This is a genomic window from Aidingimonas halophila, assembly GCF_900106955.1.
Classification (GTDB): Bacteria; Pseudomonadota; Gammaproteobacteria; order Pseudomonadales; family Halomonadaceae; genus Aidingimonas; species Aidingimonas halophila.
Genome location: NZ_FNNI01000001.1, coordinates 667372 through 687152 on the forward strand (window position 1 = coordinate 667372; position 19781 = coordinate 687152).

A 19781-nucleotide genomic window follows, 5' to 3' on the forward strand; every position below is an offset into this window, starting at 1 on the left:
CCGATATCAGCAGAGATCAGGCCGGTACCGGTTCGGCGGCAACCCGTTCCCGAATCAGGCCTGCCAGTTCGGTCTCAACGCCCGGTACCGTGGTATCCACGTCCAGGCTGTAGTCGCTCTCTTCCGCAGACAAGGGTTCCGCCGCGGTCTGCTGCTTTTCCATGACGGTTTCATCGGCCTCGGAGGGATCGGCCTCGGTCTTGCCACGGTGCTTCAAGCGCTGACGGAGTTCCGACTCCGGTGCTTTACAGTCCAGCAACAGATAGGGCAGATCACGCGAAGCGGCCACCCGGACCAACTGGTCGCGCTCCGCCTGATGCAGTGCGGCGGAGTCCAAGATCACCGGATAACCGGCTTGCAACGCACTGTCGGCCAGCGTTGCCAGACGCTGATAGGTCTCACGCGAGGCCTCGGGGGTATAGATATTCAACTCAGGCTGTGCATGGCTGTTATCCATCGGCTTGAGGCCGAACAGCCGCTTGCGTTCGATATCGGAACGCAACCAGATCAGGTTCAATGACTGGGAAAGATGTTGACTCACCCAGCTCTTGCCGCTGCCCGACAATCCGGTGGTTGCCAGCAAGTACCGCTGACGTTGCTCGGCATACTGCTCGGCCAGATTGATATAGGCCTGGTATTTATCCAGTAATGCCTGTTTTTCCTCGTCGCTGAGGTCGGGATTGCCGCGAGTGAACAAGGCAATCTTGGCACGCACAGTGGCTCGATAGGCCTTGTAGTAATCCATCAGCGGCAGGCAGTCATAATCGCCACTTAGCTGGAGGTAGCGGTTGAGAACGCGATTGGCCAGTTCCGGCGCATCGCGGAACTCGAGATCCATCAGCAGGAACGCCAGGTCGTTACAGGTATCGATCCAGCGCAGCCCATCGCTGAATTCGATGCAGTCGAATACCGTGGCACGGCCATTGTAGAGCGTGATATTGGCCAGGTGCAGATCACCGTGGCACTCCCGGACATAGCCCTCTTGATGGCGGTGAGAGATATGCGACTCGAGTTGCTTGAACGTCTTGTCATTCCAGGCAGACAGCCGATCGAGTTGATCCAGTTGCGCCTGGTCTTCCAGCAGCGGGCGGATCTGCTCGAAATTCTGCTCGGCATCCGCACGCACCGCTTCGGGCGTGCCACATTCGCCTTGCGTGGAGGGTAGCGACTCATGAAAATCGGCCAATTGGTCGGCCAATTCATCCATGTGCGCTTCCGTCAGTCGCCCTTCCTCGTGCAGTTTGTCCAGCATCTGGGTATTGTCGAACTGACGCATGCGAATCGCATACTCGAACGGCTCGCCATCTCCGCCGAGACGAGGCGATTCGGGCGTGCCCGTCACCGGGACCACATCGACATACAGCGCAGAAGCGAGACGCTTGTTCAAGCGAATCTCTTCTTCGCAGAACCGCTTGCGCCGGTCCAGCGTCGAAAAGTTCAGGAACCCGAAATCCACGGGCTTCTTGATCTTGTAGACATACTCCCCGGTGAGCAGTACCCAGGATATATGGGTCTCATATAAAGAGAACGATTCGACCGGGTGGTCGTAGCATTGCGGGTCTTGCAATGCTTGAAGCAATTCAGAGCTCATGATGGCGGTTTCCTTTATCGTCGGGCTCGCAACGCGAAGGGAATGATACGCGCTGACCACGGATCAGGTCAGCACACTTCCCATGGCCCGTGGAGCATGAATGCGGTGCTCGCGCAGCGTGCGGGCCAGCGAAATCGTCGTCGCAGCGGGTATCCGTCCAATCGGTGCCAGGTTGGCACTGATCGGAAATGGCGATGCCGTCTCGGCGGCATGCTCGGCAATGTCTCTCCAGACATCCCCGATATGGGACAGAGATCGCTCGGTCACCGCCTCCGGATCGCTGATCAGCCAGTTCTCCAGGTCATTGGACAGATTGACACCAAGCCAGTGCAGAAAACGAATATTGCGCTCGGAACGTACCGGAGCGAGTGATATCAAAATAGCAGGCGTCCTGGAGGAACCGACATCGGTGCCGATACTGTCCAGGAGCGATGTGACTTCATCGGCGTGAAAGATGACCTGGGTGGTAAAAAAGTCCGCACCGGAAGCGATCTTTCGCTTCATCCGAGCGGCTTCATCGGGGCGGGATGGAATACAGATATTCCCGACCTCGATATCAGGCGCATCGGGCCGATCCTTCAACAGCCTTGTGGCCTCGGGAACGGAGGGTCCGGGATACTGCCGATCACTACGTTCTCCACCGACCAGGACGACACGATTGACGCCATAGTCTTCGTGGGTCTCACGAAACCAGTCGAGTTGGCGCTCACGTTCGAGATGAACGACAACACGATTGATAATGCAGGGCACACCCAACTGTTCCTGGATGCGATGGGCCAACACTCGAGGTTCCACCCGGGGAGCGAAGGGCTTGCGCCGTTCTCCCTTGCTGCTCTTGGAACTCTCTTCCCGGATCTCCGGGATATTGACGGCATCGAGACCGACTTCCCGGTGAAGTCCTTCAACCTTCTCCAGAGCTGCCTCGATCCCTCGTTCCCCCTGTTGGATTTCCGGAGGCACGGCTTCGAGAACGAGCTCGGAAGGGGCTGCTGAGCGACTTACCAAGCTATTCATCAGGTATTTCCTCTCCTGATATTTTGACAACATCTCCCACCCACCATGGCGTCGGCCAATACCGGGCGGGAGAATGCCTCGGACGGAAGACATCCGGCATCAGACAACCGCACACGAGGAGGCACCCCGTGCGCAGTCCGATGCCGTCGTCACCTCAGTAGCGGTAGTGCTCAGGCTTGAACGGGCCTGTGACCGGTACGCCGATATAGTCTGCCTGTACCTGGTCGAGCGGAGTCAGGTTGGCCCCGATCTTCTCGAGGTGTAACCGTGCAACCTCCTCGTCCAGATGCTTGGGCAGCATGTATACGTCGTTCTTGTACTCCCCTTTGTTGTTGAACAGCTCCATCTGGGCCAGCACCTGGTTGGTGAAGCTGTTGGACATCACGAAGCTCGGGTGACCGGTAGCGCAACCGAGGTTCACCAGACGTCCTTCGGCAAGCATGATGATCTTCTTGCCGTCGGGGAAGGTGATGTGATCCACCTGCGGCTTGATGTTGTCCCACTCGTACTGGCGCAGGCTGGCGACATCGATCTCGTTGTCGAAGTGACCGATGTTGCAGACGATGGCCTCGTCCTTCATGGCCTGCATGTGCTCGTGAGTGATGACATGATAGTTACCGGTCGCGGTGACGAAGATATCGGCCTTGTCGGCGGCTTCGTCCATGGTCACGACACGGAACCCTTCCATTGCCGCCTGCAGGGCGCAGATGGGATCGATCTCGGTGACCCAGACGGTGGCACCAAGACCACGCAGGCTCTGCGCCGACCCTTTACCGACATCACCATAACCGGCCACGACGGCGATCTTGCCGGCCACCATCACGTCGGTGGCACGCTTGATACCGTCAACCAACGATTCGCGGCAACCATAGAGGTTATCGAACTTGGACTTGGTCACGGAATCGTTGACGTTGATCGCCGGGAACGGCAGCTCATTGTTGCGTGCCAGATGGTACAGGCCGTTGACGCCGGTGGTGGTTTCTTCGGTCACACCCAGGATGGCGTCCTGCAGCTTCTGATAATAGCCCGCCGGCTTCTCCTTGAGACGCTTGCGAATGGCGGCGAACAGGGCGCGTTCCTCGTCACTGCCGGGATTCTCGAGCACGGACGGATCCTTTTCCGCCTTGGCGCCCAGCGTCACGACCGTCGTGGCATCGCCACCATCGTCGAGAATCATGTTCGGCGTACCGCCATCATGCCAATCCATGATGGCATGGGTGAACTCCCAGTACTCCTCGGTGGTTTCGCCCTTGTAGGCGAAGACCGGCGTGCCGGAACGCGCGATTTCGGCAGCGGCATGGTCCTGGGTGGAGTAGATGTTGCAAGACGCCCAACGGACATCGGCACCCAACGCCTTGAGGGTCTCGATCAAGACAGCCGTCTGAATGGTCATGTGCAGCGAGCCGGCAACCTTGGCTCCTTTCAGCGGCTTATCGGTGCCATACTTCTCACGCAGGGCCATGAGACCGGGCATTTCGGTCTCGGCAATCTTGATTTCCTTGCGTCCCCAGTCGGCCAGCGACAGGTCGGCGACCTTGAAATCATCTTTTAGTGCTTCTGCGACAGCGTTCATGGTTTCACTCCGTAACTGAAAATGAAATCCGAGCGCCGTTGTTATGTGGGGTCGACTTCTGCGACCGAGCCTTGCCGGTTCGTACCAGCTGCAGCGCTCCTCGGTGCAGTCCCCCGATGGTTTTAGATGCCTGCGGCAGACTTGAGCTGTTCGACCCGGTCGGTACGCTCCCAGGTAAAGGCATCATCCTCACGACCGAAGTGGCCATAGGACGCCGTTCCCTGGTAGATCGGACGTTGCAGGTCCAGCATCCGCAGGATGCCGTACGGGCGGAGGTCGAAGAACTCACGAGTCAGCTCTTCCAGCTTCGGCTCGGGGATCTTGCCGGTGCCGAAGGTATCGACGGATACCGACGTCGGTTCGGCCACGCCGATCGCATAGGAAACCTGGATCTCGCACTTGTCGGCCAGCCCGGCGGCCACGATGTTCTTGGCGACATAGCGGCAGGCGTAGGCGGCACTACGGTCGACCTTGGAGGGGTCCTTGCCGGAGAAGGCACCACCACCGTGACGCGCCATACCACCATAGGTATCAACGATGATCTTGCGTCCGGTAAGGCCACAGTCGCCAACGGGACCACCGATCACGAAGTTACCGGTCGGGTTGATATGGAAGCGGGTGCCACGATCAAGCCATTCGTCGGGCAGCACCGGCTTGATGATCTCTTCCATGACGGCTTCTTTGATCTGGCTCGCGGAAACCGAGTCGGCATGCTGGGTGGACAGGACCACCGCATCGACACCCGCCGGCTTGCCGTCCTCGTAACGGAAGGTCACCTGGCTCTTGGCATCAGGACGGAGCCAGTCGAGCTTACCGCTACGGCGCAATTCGCTCTGGCGCTTGACCAGGCGATGCGAATAGGTGATCGGTGCCGGCATGAGAACGTCCGTCTCATTACAGGCATAGCCGAACATCATGCCCTGGTCACCAGCGCCCTGGTCTTCCGGCTTGCTGCGGTCCACGCCCTGGGCGATATCCGGTGATTGCTTACCGATGGCATTGATGACGGCGCAGAGATCGCCATCGAAACCGACATCGGGATTGTCATAACCGATATCGTTGATGGTGCGCCGAACCAGGTCTTCATAATCGATGTTGGCGGTTGTCGTCAGTTCGCCGGAGATAATGGCGAGACCGGTCTTGACCAAGGTTTCACAAGCCACCTTGGCGTACTTGTCCTCAGCCAGAACCGCGTCGAGGATCGCATCGGAAACCTGATCCGCCAGCTTGTCCGGATGCCCCTCGGACACCGATTCGGAGGTAAAAAGACGTGTACTCATTGATTCGATTCTCCTTTTCGTGTCGCGTCGTAACGCTTGTGCAGCATGACAAAGGTGAAGTCAGGAGCGGCAAGGGCAGTTATCACACTCCATTGCCGCCCACCAATTTACGTGTCGAGCCTTACTGCGCAGGCTTGCGGAAATGGAAGATGCCCCAACGCAGATTGCCGCGCTGACCACCTTCGACCCAGTGCTGAAGCCCATGCTTCATGCGGTCGATATAGCCACGACTCACGTGCTGACCGACGTCATCCTCATGTTCGCTCAAGACTTGATGAATGCGTCCATAGTGCATCGCGATCATGTCGGAGTGATCATCGAAGTCCTGCTCTTCGAGCCCCAGGCGACGAAGCGTATCCCGATAGAACCCAGGCGAGCCGAGGGTCTCGAGATGAATTCGTGCCAGAATCGGCTCCAACGCCTCGCGAGGACATTCATCGTCCTGCATGGGATCGGTAAAGATGAGATGACCGCCCGGGCGTAGAACACGTACGGCTTCTTCGAGCACGCGCTCGCGATCGCCGCTGTGCAGAATGGCATCCTGGGACCAGACGACATCGAACGATTCGTTATCGAAGGGAATGTCCTCGAAACTGCCGTCGATGATCTCCACCCGGTCGTCCACGCCCTGCTGGCGGTTCTTTTCACGACCGCGCTCGTTCTCTTTCTCACTGATGTTCAGAGCGGTCACCGAACAACCGTACTCGTGAGCGAGATACCGCGCGGACCCAGCATAACCGGCGCCGATATCCAAGACCTGGGTAGTGGCATCCAGCTTCGGTAAGCGAGCCGCCATCTGAGCCACCGTCCGACGACTGGCGTCATAGACCGGCTCTTTGTCGTCGCGGTACAGGCCGACGTGGATGTCCTCGCCACCCCAGACGTGGAAGTAGAAATTATCGGCATCGTCGCTGTTGTAATACTCGCGAGCCGTCTCGTCCGCGGCCGTGTAAGCCTTTTCCATCACCTTATTCATCATCGGTCTCCTGATATGCCTTGTGAGCCACATGAATGAAGAAGTCGGGTTCGGCATCACGGTAGGTTTCCTGGAAGTCCCCGTAGGTATCCACATGCTGGAAGCCGACTTCCTTCATCAGGCGACGGGTATAGTCCTTCCGCAACGGATACATGTTCAGGTAGTACGTGGAGTCGTCCGGGAAGTTGTAGCGGAAACGGGCCAGACCGTCGTCGATATGCTCCGGATAGACGGAGATATTGGAGCCGCAATAGTAGTAGGTGTGCTTGCTGGAGTAGCCGACGTCGAGCATCGCATCATAGTTGCGCTGATCCAGGATCAGTATGCCGTCGTGCTTGAGGGTGGCGTAGAATTCGGCGAGCGCCTTGCGGCGGTCATGTTCCGAGAAGAGGTGGGTGAAGGAGTTGCCGAGGCAGATGATGGCATCATAATGACCGTGAACGTCCCGGTTGAGCCAGCGCCAGTCGACTTGCACGGTCCGCAGGATATGTCCCCACTGCTGGCCATTCTGGAACGCTTTTACCAGCATTTCCGGGCTGCCGTCACAACTGACCACTTCGAATCCGGCTTCGACCAGCCGCACCGAGTGGAAACCGGTGCCGGTGGCTGCATCGAGAATCCTCGTGGCACCCCGCTCCTTGAGCAATTCGATGAAGAAGTCACCCTCGCTCTTGGCTCGGTTCTTCCAGTCGATCAGTTCGTCCCACTTGTCGACGAATCCCTCGATGTACTCATCCTGGTAGTGACTGGTTTCACGACAAGCTACCGGGTCTTCTCCGAAATCCTGTCGCTCTTTTGATTGAACTGCGTCCATATATCCCCCTGTCGTGGTTGAAAAATTCACCACCTGCAGGCAACGGGGTAGCCACCTGCAGTGACCGAGACCAGGAAAATAGGCGCACTGGACCTGGGCACTCACGGAAGAGCACCTGTCCTACCGGGGACACTGTTGCATCATGTCGAGCAGTCGATTCTCAAGGACGTACTCGCCCCGGCGATTCATGCAGCACGGTATCAGCCGTACTCTCGCCTATAGCGATGCCTGATCTTCGTCTGTCGCGATTGTCGATCGCGTTGGTTACGCCTTCCTTTCGCAAGGAGCGGCGAATTGCGGCGTACTCGAACTCCGCTGATGTGTAGGCCCTACGGCGATACCAAACTCGATCGCCAAGCAACCCTGAACGGAGCCATACTCTGTCGCGCTGAAATCTTTTTTTGTCGCGCTACGGCTAGTAACCCTAGTGGCATTAGCGCAGGCATTGCAAATACGATTTGGTGATATCGTTCGAACGAAGACGGTCTCGCAGTGGTGGTCAGATCGCGCAAACCGCCTTGCCAGAGCCATTCACACGGCTTGAATAATTTTCATGAACAAGCAGCGTTTGACTCATGTTTCCCGTCCTGGTGGCGGGATGAGAGCGCATCGACAAGGCGCTCTTTTCGATACGTTGAATCACAGTAGAAGCCATGATTCTTTCATGACGGTTCGAGCCTGGCGCGATCAGCCTCACGAGTTCCCAGCATGGCAGCGATCCCCAGGGCAGGCCCGATGGCGAGCAAGGCGAAGGCGGCGCCCCATCCCAGGGCATTGGCGACGATCGGGATCAGCCATAACGTCGGCACCGTCAGGGTAAAGCCGATGGCCAGTTGCAACGTCAGCGCAGTGCCGACATAGCTCTGATCGGCGACTTCCGTCACCAGCGTCGAGAATTGCGCCGAATCCGCCACGACCCAGAATCCCCAGATCAACCCCACCGCCAGTACCAGCGCGATGGGCGCGCCGGACAGGAACCCGATGATCAGCGCGCAACCACCGGAGAGCCCCATCGCCAACGATGTCGCCTTGGCCCGCCCCCAGCGATCGCCCAACAGGCCGCCCACGAGACAGCCCACCGCACCGATGCCGATCACGGCGAAGGTGGCATAGGCCGCCCAGCGTCCGGGATCGGCGATGTCGTGTGTCGCCAGCACATGGGTAAAGAAGACCGAGAACCATGCCCACATGGCATAGAGTTCCCACATATGACCGAAGTAGCCCAGCGACGCCAGCAACACCTTGCGATCGGTGAAGGCCTGCCAGGCCTTGCCGGGATCGAACGGCGCGCGTGGAAACGGAAACGGGCCGTCACGTCCGATGAACTCGGCCAGCAAACCGCCCGTCAGGGTCAACACGGACGTGGCGATGATCACCACCCTCCAGTCCAGGCCACCCAAGCCATTGACGAGATGAGGCGCCGCCGACCCCAACGTCAAGGCACCGACCATGATGCCCAACGCGGTGCCCCGCTTGAAGCGGAACCAGGTCGCCATCGCCTTCATCGCCGGCGGATAGACGGCTGCCAGACAGGCACCGGTGACCACGCGCAAGGCGATGGCCGGCCAGAAGCCCTCGGCCACCAGCAGCAACGCATTGACTGCAGCCGCGCCTGCCGCCCCCAGCAGCATCAGCCGGCGAGGCGACATGCGATCAGACAGGCTCATCAATGCCGAGCCCAACGCACCGAGAACGAACCCCAGTTGCACCGCGATCGTCAACCAAGCCGACTGCCCCGGCCCCAGTTGCCAATGCTGTTCGAGTTGCGGCACGACCGCCGTGGCCGAGAACCAAGTGGTCATCGCCAGCAACTTGGCGCTGGCCAACACCGCCAGGCCACGCCAGCACCCCTCGGGATCGCGGTTGACCGCCCCACCCACCGATGTTCGTTCCATAACCGGCGCATCACCTCATCATGTAATAGCCGACCAATCGCTTGCAGATCGGATCATTTGACAGTAGTTGGCGACATTAACGACTGTAAATCAGACAAACGTGTGTAACCGGGGATCACCCGGTTGATGTCACAGCGGTATATGCAAGATCGCGCCGCGCAAATCACTCTCGCCGGCCCATAGCTTGCCGAGCGTGATCGGTAGCTTGAAGCGGCGCTTGCCGGCACTGCCGGGGTTGAACAGCAGACGACCGTTCTGCCACTCGTGACGCGGTTTGTGGGAATGGCCGTGGAGTACGGCATCGCAAAGCGTTTCCGAGTCGAAATCGGCGATATCGTGCACCAGGTGCAGCCGCCGGCCGTTGACGATCAGGTCCTGGGTCATCGGTAATCGCTCGGCCCACGCTTGAGTATCGATATTGCCACGCACGCTGTAGAGCGGCGCCAGCTCGGCGAGGCGTTCGAGGATCGCCTCGTCCTCGACCTTGCCTCCCACATCACCGAGATGGAGGATCAGCGCGCAGTCTTCCAGCATGGTCAGCGCTTCGTCACGCAGCTTGCCGTGGGTGTCGGAGATCACCCCGACCGGGGTGTCGATATCGAAAGTCGGTACGTTCATCGCGCCATCCGGCCAGTGTCCGTCTACGCACTCTAGCATCGTTGACGCAGGTGCCGACCGATACGTTCCAACCGCGTTTATCCCCTCAACATTTTACGGCACCATGTAAGCTTGCTTATCCAGGCCCCGACTACCTGCCGCGAAGGAATTGCCATGCCCCTGTTCGCCGATACCGCTCAGGATGACTCTCTGCCGACCGGTTTCATGGTGGTGCACGGCAACCGCCTGGAGGATCTGCGCGAGTTGGCGGTGGAGTGGATGAAGCGCCATCCACTGGCACCGCTGGAAAACGAAGTGATCCTGGTACAAAGCAACGGTATCAGCCAGTGGCTGAAACTGGCACTGGCCGAGGACCCGGCCCAGGGTGGCTGCGGCATCGCGGCTTCGCTGGACGTGACCCTGCCGGCACGCTTCCTGTGGCAGGCCTATCGAGCGGTACTCGGCGAGGATGCCGTGCCGCCCAGCTCGCCATTCGACAAGGCGCACCTGACCTGGCGCTTGATGCGTCTGCTGCCCGAGCTGATCGCCGATGACGCCTTCACCCCGCTGGCCCGCTTCCTGGAAGACGACAGCGATCTGCGCAAGCGCCATCAGCTCGCCGAACGTCTGGCCGACCTGTTCGACCAGTACCAGGTCTACCGTGCCGACTGGCTCGACGCCTGGGCCGAAGGCAACGACGTATTGATCGATGCCCGAGGCCAGGCCACGCCGCTGGCCGACGACCAGCGCTGGCAGGCCATCCTGTGGCGCACCCTTCTCGACGATGTCGGCGCGCAGGGACTGGAATCCAGCCGCGCCGCCGTGCATCGCCGCTTTCTCGACGCCGGCCGGGCGCTGACACCGGATCAACGTCCCGCCGGCCTGCCACGCCGGGTCATCGTGTTCGGCATTTCGTCGCTGCCGCAGCAAACCCTGGAAGCCCTGGCCGCCATGGCGCGGGTCAGCCAGGTGGTGCTGTGCGTGCATAACCCCTGCCAGCACTACTGGGCCGATATCATCGAGCACAAGGATCTGCTGCGCGCCGAGCGTCGTCGCCAGCGCACCAAGCCCGGCATGCCCGCGAGTCTCGACGACAGCGAGATGCACCTGCACGCCCAGCCGCTGCTGGCCGCCTGGGGCAAGCAGGGGCGTGATTACCTGCGCCTGCTCGACGAATTCGACGAGCGCCAGGCCTATGAAAGCCTGTTCGAGCGCGAAGCGCTGCGCATCGATCTGTTCGAATCCCATGGCGACGACTGCCTGCTGCACCAGTTGCAGGAAGACATCCGCGAACTGCGCCCGCTACACGAGACCCTTGAGACCTGGCCGGCGGCGGACCCCTCGCACGACACCTCGCTGCGCTTCCATATCGCACATAGCGCGCTGCGCGAGGTCGAGATCCTTCACGACCAGTTACTGGCCGCGTTCAGCGAGGACGACACGCTCAAGCCGCGCGACATCCTGGTCATGGTGCCGGACATCGACAGCTACGCCGCCGCCGTACAGGCGGTCTTCGGCCGGCTCGACCGCGACGACCCGCACTACATTCCCTTCACGCTCTCTGATCAGGCCAATCGCCATCGCCAGCCGTTGCTGATCGCTCTGGAAAAACTGCTGCACCTGCCGGAGCTGCGCCTGTCGGTAAGCGACCTGCTCGACCTGCTCGACGTCCCGGCGGTGCGCCAGCGCTTCGGTATCGACGAGCACCACCTGCCGACCCTGACACGCTGGATCGAAGGCGCCGGCATCCGCTGGGGGCTGGATAAAGAACAGCGTGCCAGCCTCGACCTGCCAGGCGGGCTGGCCCAGAACACCTGGGCCTTCGGCCTGCGACGGCTGCTGCTGGGCTACGCAGTGGGCGCCGACAGCGAAGGCCCCTGGCACGACATCGAACCGTACGACGACATCGGCGGTCTGGAAGCGACATTGGTCGGCCCGCTGGTCAGCCTGCTCGACACCCTGGAGGCGCAGTGGCGCACGCTAGCCTCCCCGGCGGACGTGCCCACCTGGTGCCAACGCCTGCGTGATCTGCTGGCCGCCTGCTTCACGGCCTTCGACGACCGCGACATGCTGCTGCTCACCCAGCTCGAACAGGCGCTGGAAAGCTGGCAGGAGAGCGCTGCCGAAGCCGAACTCGACGAGCCACTGCCGCTCTCCGTGGTGCGCGAGCACTGGCTTGGCCAGATCGACGAGGCCAGCCTGTCGCAACGCTTCCTGGCCGGGGCGGTGAACTTCGCCACGCTGATGCCGATGCGCGCCATCCCCTTCCGTCATGTATGCCTGCTGGGCATGAACGATGGCGACTACCCGCGCACCCAGACCCCGCTCGATTTCGACCTGATGGGCCGTGACTACCGTCCCGGCGACCGCTCGCGGCGCGAGGACGACCGCTACCTGTTCCTGGAAGCGCTGCTCTCGGCCCGCGAGCGCCTGACCATCAGTTGGGTGGGTCGCAGTATCGTCGACAACACCGAGAAGCCCCCCTCGGTACTGCTCGGCCAGCTTCGCGATCACCTGGCGCGCGGCTGGCGACTGGCCGATCACGACCAGGACGCAGACGCCGGCAGCGAACTACTCGAGGCACTGACCACCGAGCACCCCTTGCAGCCCTTCAGCCGACGTTACTTCGAGAGCCACAGCGAGCTGTTCACCTATGCCCACGAATGGCGGGAAGTGCATGCGGGAGAGAGCCATGACCTCGACCCATCTCAAAGCGTAACGAACGCAGTCGCCTTGAAGCCGTTCGAGCAGGACACACCGCTCACGCTCGCCCAACTGGGCGGCTTTCTCAGCGAGCCGGTCAAGGCCTTTTTCACTACCCGGCTCAAGGTGTTTCTCGAGCAGGAAGCGGTCAACCGCCTGGACAACGAACCCTTCGCCCTGGACGGCCTGGAACACTGGCAACTACAGCACGAACTGATCGCAGCCCAGCGCCAGGCCGTGGAAGCCGGCGCCTCCCGCGAGGCGGCGATGTTCGAGACGCTGGAACGACTGCAGCGCCAGGGACGCCTGGCCATGGGCGGCTTCGCCGAACGCATGCGCGAGGCGCTGATCGAGCCGATGGACACACTGTTCGAACGCTATGCGGACGTCCTGGAAGCGTGGCCGCATGCCGTCGCCGAACCGGCGCCAGTGTCGTTGAATTTGACCACACCCCACGGCGAACTGGCGCTGGAGGACTGGCTCGACGAACTGCGCGAGAACGAAAGCGGCGAGTACTGCCGGGTGCTGCTGCTCTCCAGCAGCCTGATCAACAACCGCCGACACAACTGGAAGCACTGGATGCGCCCGTGGGTCGCGCACCTGGCCGCACAGCTTGCCATCGGCCCGATGACCAGCCAGCTACTCTCGCGTGCCGGTGAAGGCACCCTGCCACCGTTGCCGGCGGACACCGCCCGCGCTCACCTGGACGCGATCGCGACTGCCTGGCAGGCCGGCATGGCCGCGCCGCTGCCCCTGGCCCGCGACACGGCCCTGGCCTGGGTAGATAAAGACGGCACGCCGGAGGCCATGTCCCGCTGCCTCGCTTCCAGCGCCGAGGAAGAGGACATCAAGGCATTCGAGACGGCCCGCAGAACCTTCGACGGCGATGCCTACAACGCCGGCGAATGGGAGCGCGATCCCTACCTGGCGCGCCAATGGGGCAGCTTCCAGGCCCTGATAGACAGCGACGGCCAGGCCTTCGCCGACCTGGCCGAACGCCTCTATTCGCCGCTGCATGGCGAGGTCAAGACGAACAACAAGGGCAACGGCGGCAAGGGAGGCCGGTCATGAGCGAAGCGCATCACGACGACACGCCACCGACACTCGACCCGATCGGCCTGCCGCTGACCGGCAGCCGCCTGATCGAGGCCAGCGCCGGCACCGGCAAGACCTTCACCATCGCCCTGCTCTACGTGCGCCTGGTGCTCGGCCCTCGCTCGCCCGACGACACCGCGAGTTTCCCGCGTGCCCTGACCCCGCCAGAGATCCTGGTGGTCACCTTCACCAACGCCGCCACCCAGGAACTGCGCGACCGTATCCGGGCACGGCTGGTCGAAGCGGCCGAGGTTTTTCTTCAGACGCCCGAAGCCGCGCCAACCGATGCCAGTACCATCGACGCAGAAGATGTCCAAGGCGAGCCGGGGGCTGGTCGAAGCGAGGGTCTTTTTCCAGGGATGGAAAAAGTAGCGCCCAAGGATGGGTTTACAGCGCCCTTGCAGAGACCTGCCCCCGGAGCCACTACGGACCCGCTGATCGCTCTGCGCGACAGCTATCCCCGCGAGAACTGGCCGGCGATGGCCCGACGCCTGCAACTCGCCGCCGAATGGATGGACGAGGCCGCCGTCTCCACCATTCATAGCTGGTGCTACCGCATGCTCCGCGAGCACGCCTTCGACAGCGGCAGCCTGTTCTCGCTGAACCTGGAGACCGACCAGTCGGAACTGGAGCTCGAGGTGGCACGCGACTACTGGCGCAGCTTCTACTACGCCCTGTCGCGCGACGACCTGGAGATCGTGACACAATACTGGGACACACCTGACGCCCTGAACGCTGCCGTCGCCCGGCTCCGCGATGACGCGGCAGCCCTGCCGACGGCGCCACCGCCGGCCGACAGCCTGGCCCGGGTACGCAAAGAACAACAACGCCGACTCGACGAACTCAAGGCCCCATGGCCCGAGTGGGTCGACGAACTAGCCCAGCTTTTCGATGAAGGGCAACAGGCCAAGGCATTCGCCGGCAACAAGATGCGCAAGGATCACCGCAACAACTGGCTGGGTGCGCTGCGCGAGTGGGCAACCACGCCAGGTCAAGTCTCGCCCGCACTGACCGATGCCGCCTGGAAACGCCTGACACCGGAAGGGATCGCTGAAATATGGAAAGAGTCCCCACCAGAGCATCCCGCTTTTGCCGCGTTCAAAGATCTACCCAGTGAATTGGACTCTCTGCCCGACGCCTATTCCGATCTGCTGGCCCATGCCGTGCACTGGATGGCCGAGCGCCGCGAGCAGGCTCAGCAGCGTCGCGCCGAGATGGGCCCCCACGACCTGCTCACCCATCTCGACCGGGCACTTGCCGGCCCGACCGGCGACACCCTGGCCGAACGTATCCGCAGCCAGTTCCCGGTCGCGCTGGTCGACGAGTTCCAGGACACCGACCCCATCCAGTACCGGCTTTTCGACCGTGTCTACCGGCTGGCCCAGAATGCCGACGAGGATACGAACGCCAGCGCCGTCTTTTTGATCGGCGATCCCAAACAGGCCATCTACGCCTTCCGTGGCGCGGATATCCACACCTACCTGCAAGCCCGGCGCGATACCGCCGGCCGCCACGTCACGCTGGGCACCAACTTCCGCTCCAGCCGACCGATGGTCGACGCGATCAACCGCTGCTTCCAATACGCCGAAGACGACCCACGCGGCCAGGGTGCGTTCCTGTTCCGCGATGCGAACGGCGACAATCCCGTCCCGTTCGTGGGCGTGAACGCCAAGGGACGCAAGGACTCACTCACCCGCGAGGGTCAGCCGCTGCCGGCGCTGACGCTATGGCATCTTGATGCCGAGGAACCGCTGGCCAAGACCGCCTACCTGGCGGAGATGGCCGAACGTTGCGCCAGCCATATGACCGAACTGCTGAGCGACGCCCAGGCCGGGCGGGTCGGCTTCACTGCGCCCGATGGCTTCACGCCGCTCGCACCCTCCGATCTGGCGGTGCTGGTCAACAACGGCGGCGAGGCCCGCGCCATCCGTACCGCCCTGGCGCGGCGCGGGATCAAGAGCGTCTACCTCTCGGACAAGGAAGGCGTGTTCGAAAGCCCCGCCGCCGGCGAACTGGAAACCTGGCTGCGTGCCGCCAGCGCCCCCGACGACGACCGCGCACTGCGCGCCGCCCTGGCCTCGCCAAGCCTGGGGCTGTCGCTCGCCGAGCTCGATGAGTTGAACCACAACGAGCTGGCCTGGGAAGCGCGGGTCCTGCAGTTCCGCGACTATCACCGCCTGTGGCAACGCCAGGGCGTGCTGCCCATGCTGCGCCGGATGATGGCGGACTTCCAGGTGCCGACCCGCCTGCTGACCGCCGCCAATGCCCTGGAGGGCGAGCGACGACTTACCGACCTGCTCCACCTGGGCGAATTGCTGCAACAGACCAGCCTGGAACTCGATGGCGAACACGCCCTGACTCGTTACCTCGCCGAGACGCGCGCCAATCCATTGGGCCAGGACGACACCCACCGCCTGCGCCTGGAAAGCGATGCCGACCTGGTGCAGGTGATCACCATCCACAAGTCCAAGGGCCTGGAATACCCGCTGGTGTTTCTGCCCTTCATTGGCGCACACCGCGAAACCAAGGCCAAGGACACACCGTTGCGCTGGCACGACGATGACGGTAACGCACGCGTCTCGTTGACCGCCGACGACACCATCCTGGCCCGCGCCGACCGCGAACGCCTCGGCGAGGACCTGCGCAAGCTCTACGTGGCGCTGACCCGCGCCCGCCACGCCACCTGGCTCGGTCTGGCCCCGCTCAAGGGGCTGGAGAACAGCGCCATCGCCCAGCTGCTGAATGCCGGCGAGCCCATCGCGCCGCAGGCGCTGCGCGCCACCCTCGACACCCTGCGTGGCGACTGCGACGCCATCGCCGTCGAAGACGCGCCACCGATCGGCGAACGACGCGTGGCATGGGTCGACGAGACGGCCCCCCTGGCACCCGCGCGCACGCCCGCACGCCGTGCTCGCGAGCACTGGTGGATCGCCAGCTACTCGGCATTGCGAGCCGGCATTCGCCAACAGGCTCTGGCGCCGGAACTGGTGGATCTCGACGCGGACGATACCGACGCCCTTCAACTCACCGGCGACCACGCGGAACCCACCACCGCACTGGAAGCCACCGCCCGCGAAATACGCGACGAGTTCACCGAGGGACCCCCTGGCCCTGCGGTGAACGAGCGAAGCGAGGGCTCACTACACCAGTTCCAGAGAGGGCCGGCCGCCGGCACCTTCCTGCACGGCCTGCTCGAATGGGCCGGCCACCAAGGCTTCGAACGACTTCCAGAGCAACCCGACGCGTTGAGCGACACCCTGGCGCGGCGCGCCAACCTGCGCGGCTGGCAGCAGTGGATTCCGGCCCTCGAGAGCTGGCTGTGGAACCTGCTGGCCACCGAGCTGCCGTTGCCCGAGCAACCGGACGGCACACGTCCCTCGCTGCGCCTGGACCGCCTCTCTCGCTACCAGGTGGAGATGGAATTCTGGTTCGCCGCGCATGACGTCGACACCCGAGCACTGGACGCCCCTGTAAGTACTTACATACTCCCCGGCGCCCCACGTCCGGCGCTCGACACCGATATCCTCAACGGCATGCTCAAGGGGTTCATCGATCTGGTGGTGGAACACGAGGGCCGCTATTACGTGCTCGACTGGAAGTCCAACCATCTGGGACCGGACGACGACGCCTACACCCCGGAAGCCATGGCGGGCGCCGTGCTCGAGAAACGCTACGACCTGCAGTACGCGCTCTACACCCTGGCGCTGCACCGGCTGCTCAAATCACGCCTGCCGGACTACGATTACGAGCGGCACGTGGGCGGCGTCGCCTATGTATTCCTGCGCGGCATGCATGCCCCCTCGCGTGGCGTGCATCGCGAACGCCCACCGCGTGAACTGATCGAACGGCTCGACGCCCTGTTCCAGGCATCGCCTTCTACCCGCGACACCGAAGGAGCCAGCGCATGACACCGGCCACGACTCAGGATGCTCGCACGGCGCGCACCATTCCCGATGCCCTGCTGGCCCTTCTCGACCAATGGGTGGAACGCGGTTGGCTGCGCGCCCTCGACCGTGCCTTCGTCGACTTTTTGCATCGCGAAGTGCCGGACGCCCCCGCACCGCTGCTGCTGGCCGCCGCGCTGGCCAGCCACCAGCTCGGCCGTGGCCACGTGTGCCTGGAGCTGGCCCACACCCTGGACGCCCCCGATCTCGCCCTTTCGCTGCCCCCGGAAGGCGACGACGGCGGCGACGCACCGCCACTGCCCAGCCAGGTACTCGACGGCCTGACGCTGGCCGAATGGCAAGCCGCCTTGAACCATCCCGAGCTGGTCGCCAGCGGCCCCGGCAACACCCCGCTGGTCGCCATCGACCACGCCAACGGCACGCGCCTCTACCTGCGCCGCTACTGGCAATACGAACAGGATATCCGAGAACGGATCGCTATTAGACTTTCTGACTCCGATGAATCGTGCAGGAGCGGCCTCAGCCGCGATAGAGCCACCAAGCGGCCCTCTGGCAACGCCACCGAAGGAACCACTCCCCCTTGTGGGAGCGGCTTTAGCCGCGATGGCGCCGCCAGGCGCCCGGCTGACACCACCGACCTCGCCACCATCCTCGCCACCTTGTTCCCGGCATCGAGCCACACACCCTACGACTGGCAACAAACCGCCTGCGCCCTCGCCGCCCGCTCACGCTTCGCGATCATCACCGGCGGCCCCGGCACCGGCAAGACCACCACCGTGGTCAAACTGCTCGCCCTGCTCCAGACCCTGGCCTTGAGCGAGAGTGAACGCCCACTACGCATCCGCCTTGCCGCTCCCACCGGCAAGGCCGCCGCGCGCCTCAACGCCTCGATCGCCGGGCAAGTGGAAGGGCTGTCACTGGCCGGACTCAACGACGCGCCCGAGACGCTCAGGCGGCAGATCCCCACCGAGGTGACGACGCTGCACCGCCTGCTCGGCTCGCGGCCGGACACCCGCCATTTCCGCCACCACGCCGGCAATCCGCTACCGCTCGACGTACTGGTGATCGACGAAGCCTCGATGGTCGACGTGGAGATGATGGCCGCGGTGCTCACCGCCCTGCCCGGCCGCGCCCGGCTGATCCTGCTCGGCGACAAAGACCAGCTCGCCTCGGTGGAAGCTGGCTCGGTCCTCGGCGACCTGTGCGCGCGCGCCGATGGCGGCCACTACACACCGGACACCGCCGACTGGCTGCAAGCCGCTACCGGCCAGACCCCACCGGCAGACGTCATCGATCCCGACGGCCGGCCGCTGGACCAGGCCATCGCCATGCTGCGTGTCAGTCACCGCTTCGACGCCGATAGCGGCATCGGCCAACTGGCCGGCGCCGTCAACGCCGACCGGCCCGACAGCGAGAAACGCCGGAGCGTGCAGCAGATCCTGGATCACGGCTATGCCGACCTGGCGCACCTCCGCCTGCACACGGCAAAACACGGCAATGGCCCCGACAGCGACCTCGACACCCTGGTGGTCAACGGCAACCCGCAAGGCTTCCCCCATGCCGGCCAGGACCGCACGCTCAAGGGCCGGCCACTGCCACCGCCGACGGGCTACCGCCACTATCTCGACACGTTGCGCGACCAACGCCCGCCGCAGGCCGCCCCCCAGGATGCCTTCGATCGCTGGGCCCAGGCGGTACTCGACGCCCACGGCAGCTTCCAGCTCCTCTGCGCTTTGCGCCGCGGCCCCTGGGGAGTCGAGGGGCTGAACGAGCGCATCCGCCAGGCGCTGGAACGCCACGGGCTGATCGACTCCATGGAAGGCAAGCGCCTGTGGTACCTCGGCCGCCCGGTGCTGGTGACCCGCAACGACTACGGCCTGGGGCTGATGAACGGCGATATCGGCATCACCCTCGCCCTGCCGCACCCCCATGAGCCGGAGCGCAACGTGCTGCGCGTCGCCTTCCCCACCGGCGACCAGAGCAAGCCCATCAAATGGGTACTGCCCAGCCGCCTGCAAGCGGTGGAAACTGTCTACGCCATGACCGTGCACAAATCTCAGGGCTCGGAATTTACCCACACCGCCCTGCTACTGCCGGATGCCCCCAACCCCATCCTCACCCGTGAGTTGATCTATACCGGCATCACCCGCGCCAGGCACTGGTTGACGCTGGTGGAGAGTGGCCGCGGGATACTGCAGGACGCCGTGCAACGAAACGTCGTCAGGGTGAGTGGGTTGGGGAGGCTGCAATAAAGCTGATATCACTTCAATCGGGGGTGTCGGCTTTCGGCCCAGGCTGTGTAAAAACGCTTGGAAGATGAGTACAGAAGAGGAGTAAA

11 protein-coding genes and 1 riboswitch are annotated in these 19781 nt (G+C 63.0%); of the genes, 3 read left to right on the top strand and 8 right to left on the bottom strand.

The window, feature by feature from the left end:
• Positions 1–16: 16 nt before the first annotated feature.
• The 8 genes from BLW01_RS03225 to BLW01_RS03260 all read right to left on the bottom strand — a co-directional run bounded on the left by BLW01_RS03225 (position 17) and on the right by BLW01_RS03260 (position 9761).
• The gene (locus BLW01_RS03225; protein WP_092568030.1) at positions 17–1591 is read right to left on the bottom strand and encodes a bifunctional aminoglycoside phosphotransferase/ATP-binding protein; all 1575 of its coding nucleotides are present in this window, start codon (positions 1589–1591) and stop codon (positions 17–19) included.
• Between the two features lie 63 nt (positions 1592–1654).
• Positions 1655–2605 (bottom strand): methylenetetrahydrofolate reductase, encoded by a 951-nt coding sequence (locus BLW01_RS03230; protein WP_092568031.1) that lies wholly within the window; start codon positions 2603–2605, stop codon positions 1655–1657.
• 154 nt (positions 2606–2759) lie between these two features.
• A complete protein-coding gene (ahcY, locus tag BLW01_RS03235; protein WP_092568109.1) occupies positions 2760–4178 on the bottom strand; it encodes an adenosylhomocysteinase in 1419 nt (472 codons plus the stop codon).
• A 23-nt stretch (positions 4179–4201) separates the two neighbouring features.
• A riboswitch (S-adenosyl-L-homocysteine riboswitch) is annotated at positions 4202–4286 on the bottom strand.
• A 14-nt stretch (positions 4287–4300) separates the two neighbouring features.
• Complete coding sequence (metK, locus tag BLW01_RS03240; protein WP_092568032.1) at positions 4301–5458, bottom strand: methionine adenosyltransferase; 1158 nt, start codon at positions 5456–5458, stop codon at positions 4301–4303.
• A 121-nt stretch (positions 5459–5579) separates the two neighbouring features.
• Positions 5580–6434, bottom strand: coding sequence for an SAM-dependent methyltransferase (locus BLW01_RS03245; RefSeq protein ID WP_217635476.1), 855 nt, complete (start codon positions 6432–6434; stop codon positions 5580–5582).
• Entirely contained in the window at positions 6427–7248 is an 822-nt protein-coding gene (locus BLW01_RS03250) for a glycine/sarcosine N-methyltransferase (protein ID WP_092568033.1), read from the bottom strand. The genes BLW01_RS03245 and BLW01_RS03250 overlap by 8 nt, the downstream gene beginning before the upstream one ends.
• 662 nt (positions 7249–7910) lie before the next feature.
• Positions 7911–9143, bottom strand: coding sequence for an MFS transporter (locus BLW01_RS03255; RefSeq protein ID WP_092568034.1), 1233 nt, complete (start codon positions 9141–9143; stop codon positions 7911–7913).
• 129 nt (positions 9144–9272) lie between these two features.
• Positions 9273–9761, bottom strand: coding sequence for a metallophosphoesterase family protein (locus BLW01_RS03260; protein ID WP_092568035.1), 489 nt, complete (start codon positions 9759–9761; stop codon positions 9273–9275).
• 153 nt (positions 9762–9914) lie between these two features.
• Here BLW01_RS03260 and recC point away from each other — a divergent pair, with 153 nt between their 5' ends.
• Genes recC through recD form a run of 3 tightly spaced genes read left to right on the top strand, consistent with a single transcriptional unit; the run spans position 9915 to position 19695 of the window.
• The gene (gene recC / locus BLW01_RS03265; protein ID WP_092568036.1) at positions 9915–13514 is read left to right on the top strand and encodes an exodeoxyribonuclease V subunit gamma; all 3600 of its coding nucleotides are present in this window, start codon (positions 9915–9917) and stop codon (positions 13512–13514) included.
• On the top strand, positions 13511–17446 hold the full coding sequence (gene recB / locus BLW01_RS03270; protein WP_092568037.1) for an exodeoxyribonuclease V subunit beta: 3936 nt from the start codon (positions 13511–13513) through the stop codon (positions 17444–17446). The genes recC and recB overlap by 4 nt, the downstream gene beginning before the upstream one ends.
• The gene (recD, locus tag BLW01_RS03275; protein ID WP_092568038.1) at positions 17443–19695 is read left to right on the top strand and encodes an exodeoxyribonuclease V subunit alpha; all 2253 of its coding nucleotides are present in this window, start codon (positions 17443–17445) and stop codon (positions 19693–19695) included. Before recB ends, recD begins: the two co-directional genes overlap by 4 nt.
• Positions 19696–19781: the final 86 nt, after the last annotated feature.

What these genes read in the sequence shown, in the direction of transcription:
- BLW01_RS03225 (WP_092568030.1), bottom strand. Translation starts at nt 1,591, where the DNA reads ATGAGCTCTGAATTGCTTCAAGCATTGCAAGACCCGCAATGCTACGAC.
- BLW01_RS03230 (WP_092568031.1), bottom strand. Translation starts at nt 2,605, where the DNA reads ATGAATAGCTTGGTAAGTCGCTCAGCAGCCCCTTCCGAGCTCGTTCTC.
- ahcY (WP_092568109.1), bottom strand. Translation starts at nt 4,178, where the DNA reads ATGAACGCTGTCGCAGAAGCACTAAAAGATGATTTCAAGGTCGCCGAC.
- metK (WP_092568032.1), bottom strand. Translation starts at nt 5,458, where the DNA reads ATGAGTACACGTCTTTTTACCTCCGAATCGGTGTCCGAGGGGCATCCG.
- BLW01_RS03245 (WP_217635476.1), bottom strand. Translation starts at nt 6,434, where the DNA reads ATGAATAAGGTGATGGAAAAGGCTTACACGGCCGCGGACGAGACGGCT.
- BLW01_RS03250 (WP_092568033.1), bottom strand. Translation starts at nt 7,248, where the DNA reads ATGGACGCAGTTCAATCAAAAGAGCGACAGGATTTCGGAGAAGACCCG.
- BLW01_RS03255 (WP_092568034.1), bottom strand. Translation starts at nt 9,143, where the DNA reads ATGGAACGAACATCGGTGGGTGGGGCGGTCAACCGCGATCCCGAGGGG.
- BLW01_RS03260 (WP_092568035.1), bottom strand. Translation starts at nt 9,761, where the DNA reads ATGAACGTACCGACTTTCGATATCGACACCCCGGTCGGGGTGATCTCC.
- recC (WP_092568036.1), top strand. Translation starts at nt 9,915, where the DNA reads ATGCCCCTGTTCGCCGATACCGCTCAGGATGACTCTCTGCCGACCGGT.
- recB (WP_092568037.1), top strand. Translation starts at nt 13,511, where the DNA reads ATGAGCGAAGCGCATCACGACGACACGCCACCGACACTCGACCCGATC.
- recD (WP_092568038.1), top strand. Translation starts at nt 17,443, where the DNA reads ATGACACCGGCCACGACTCAGGATGCTCGCACGGCGCGCACCATTCCC.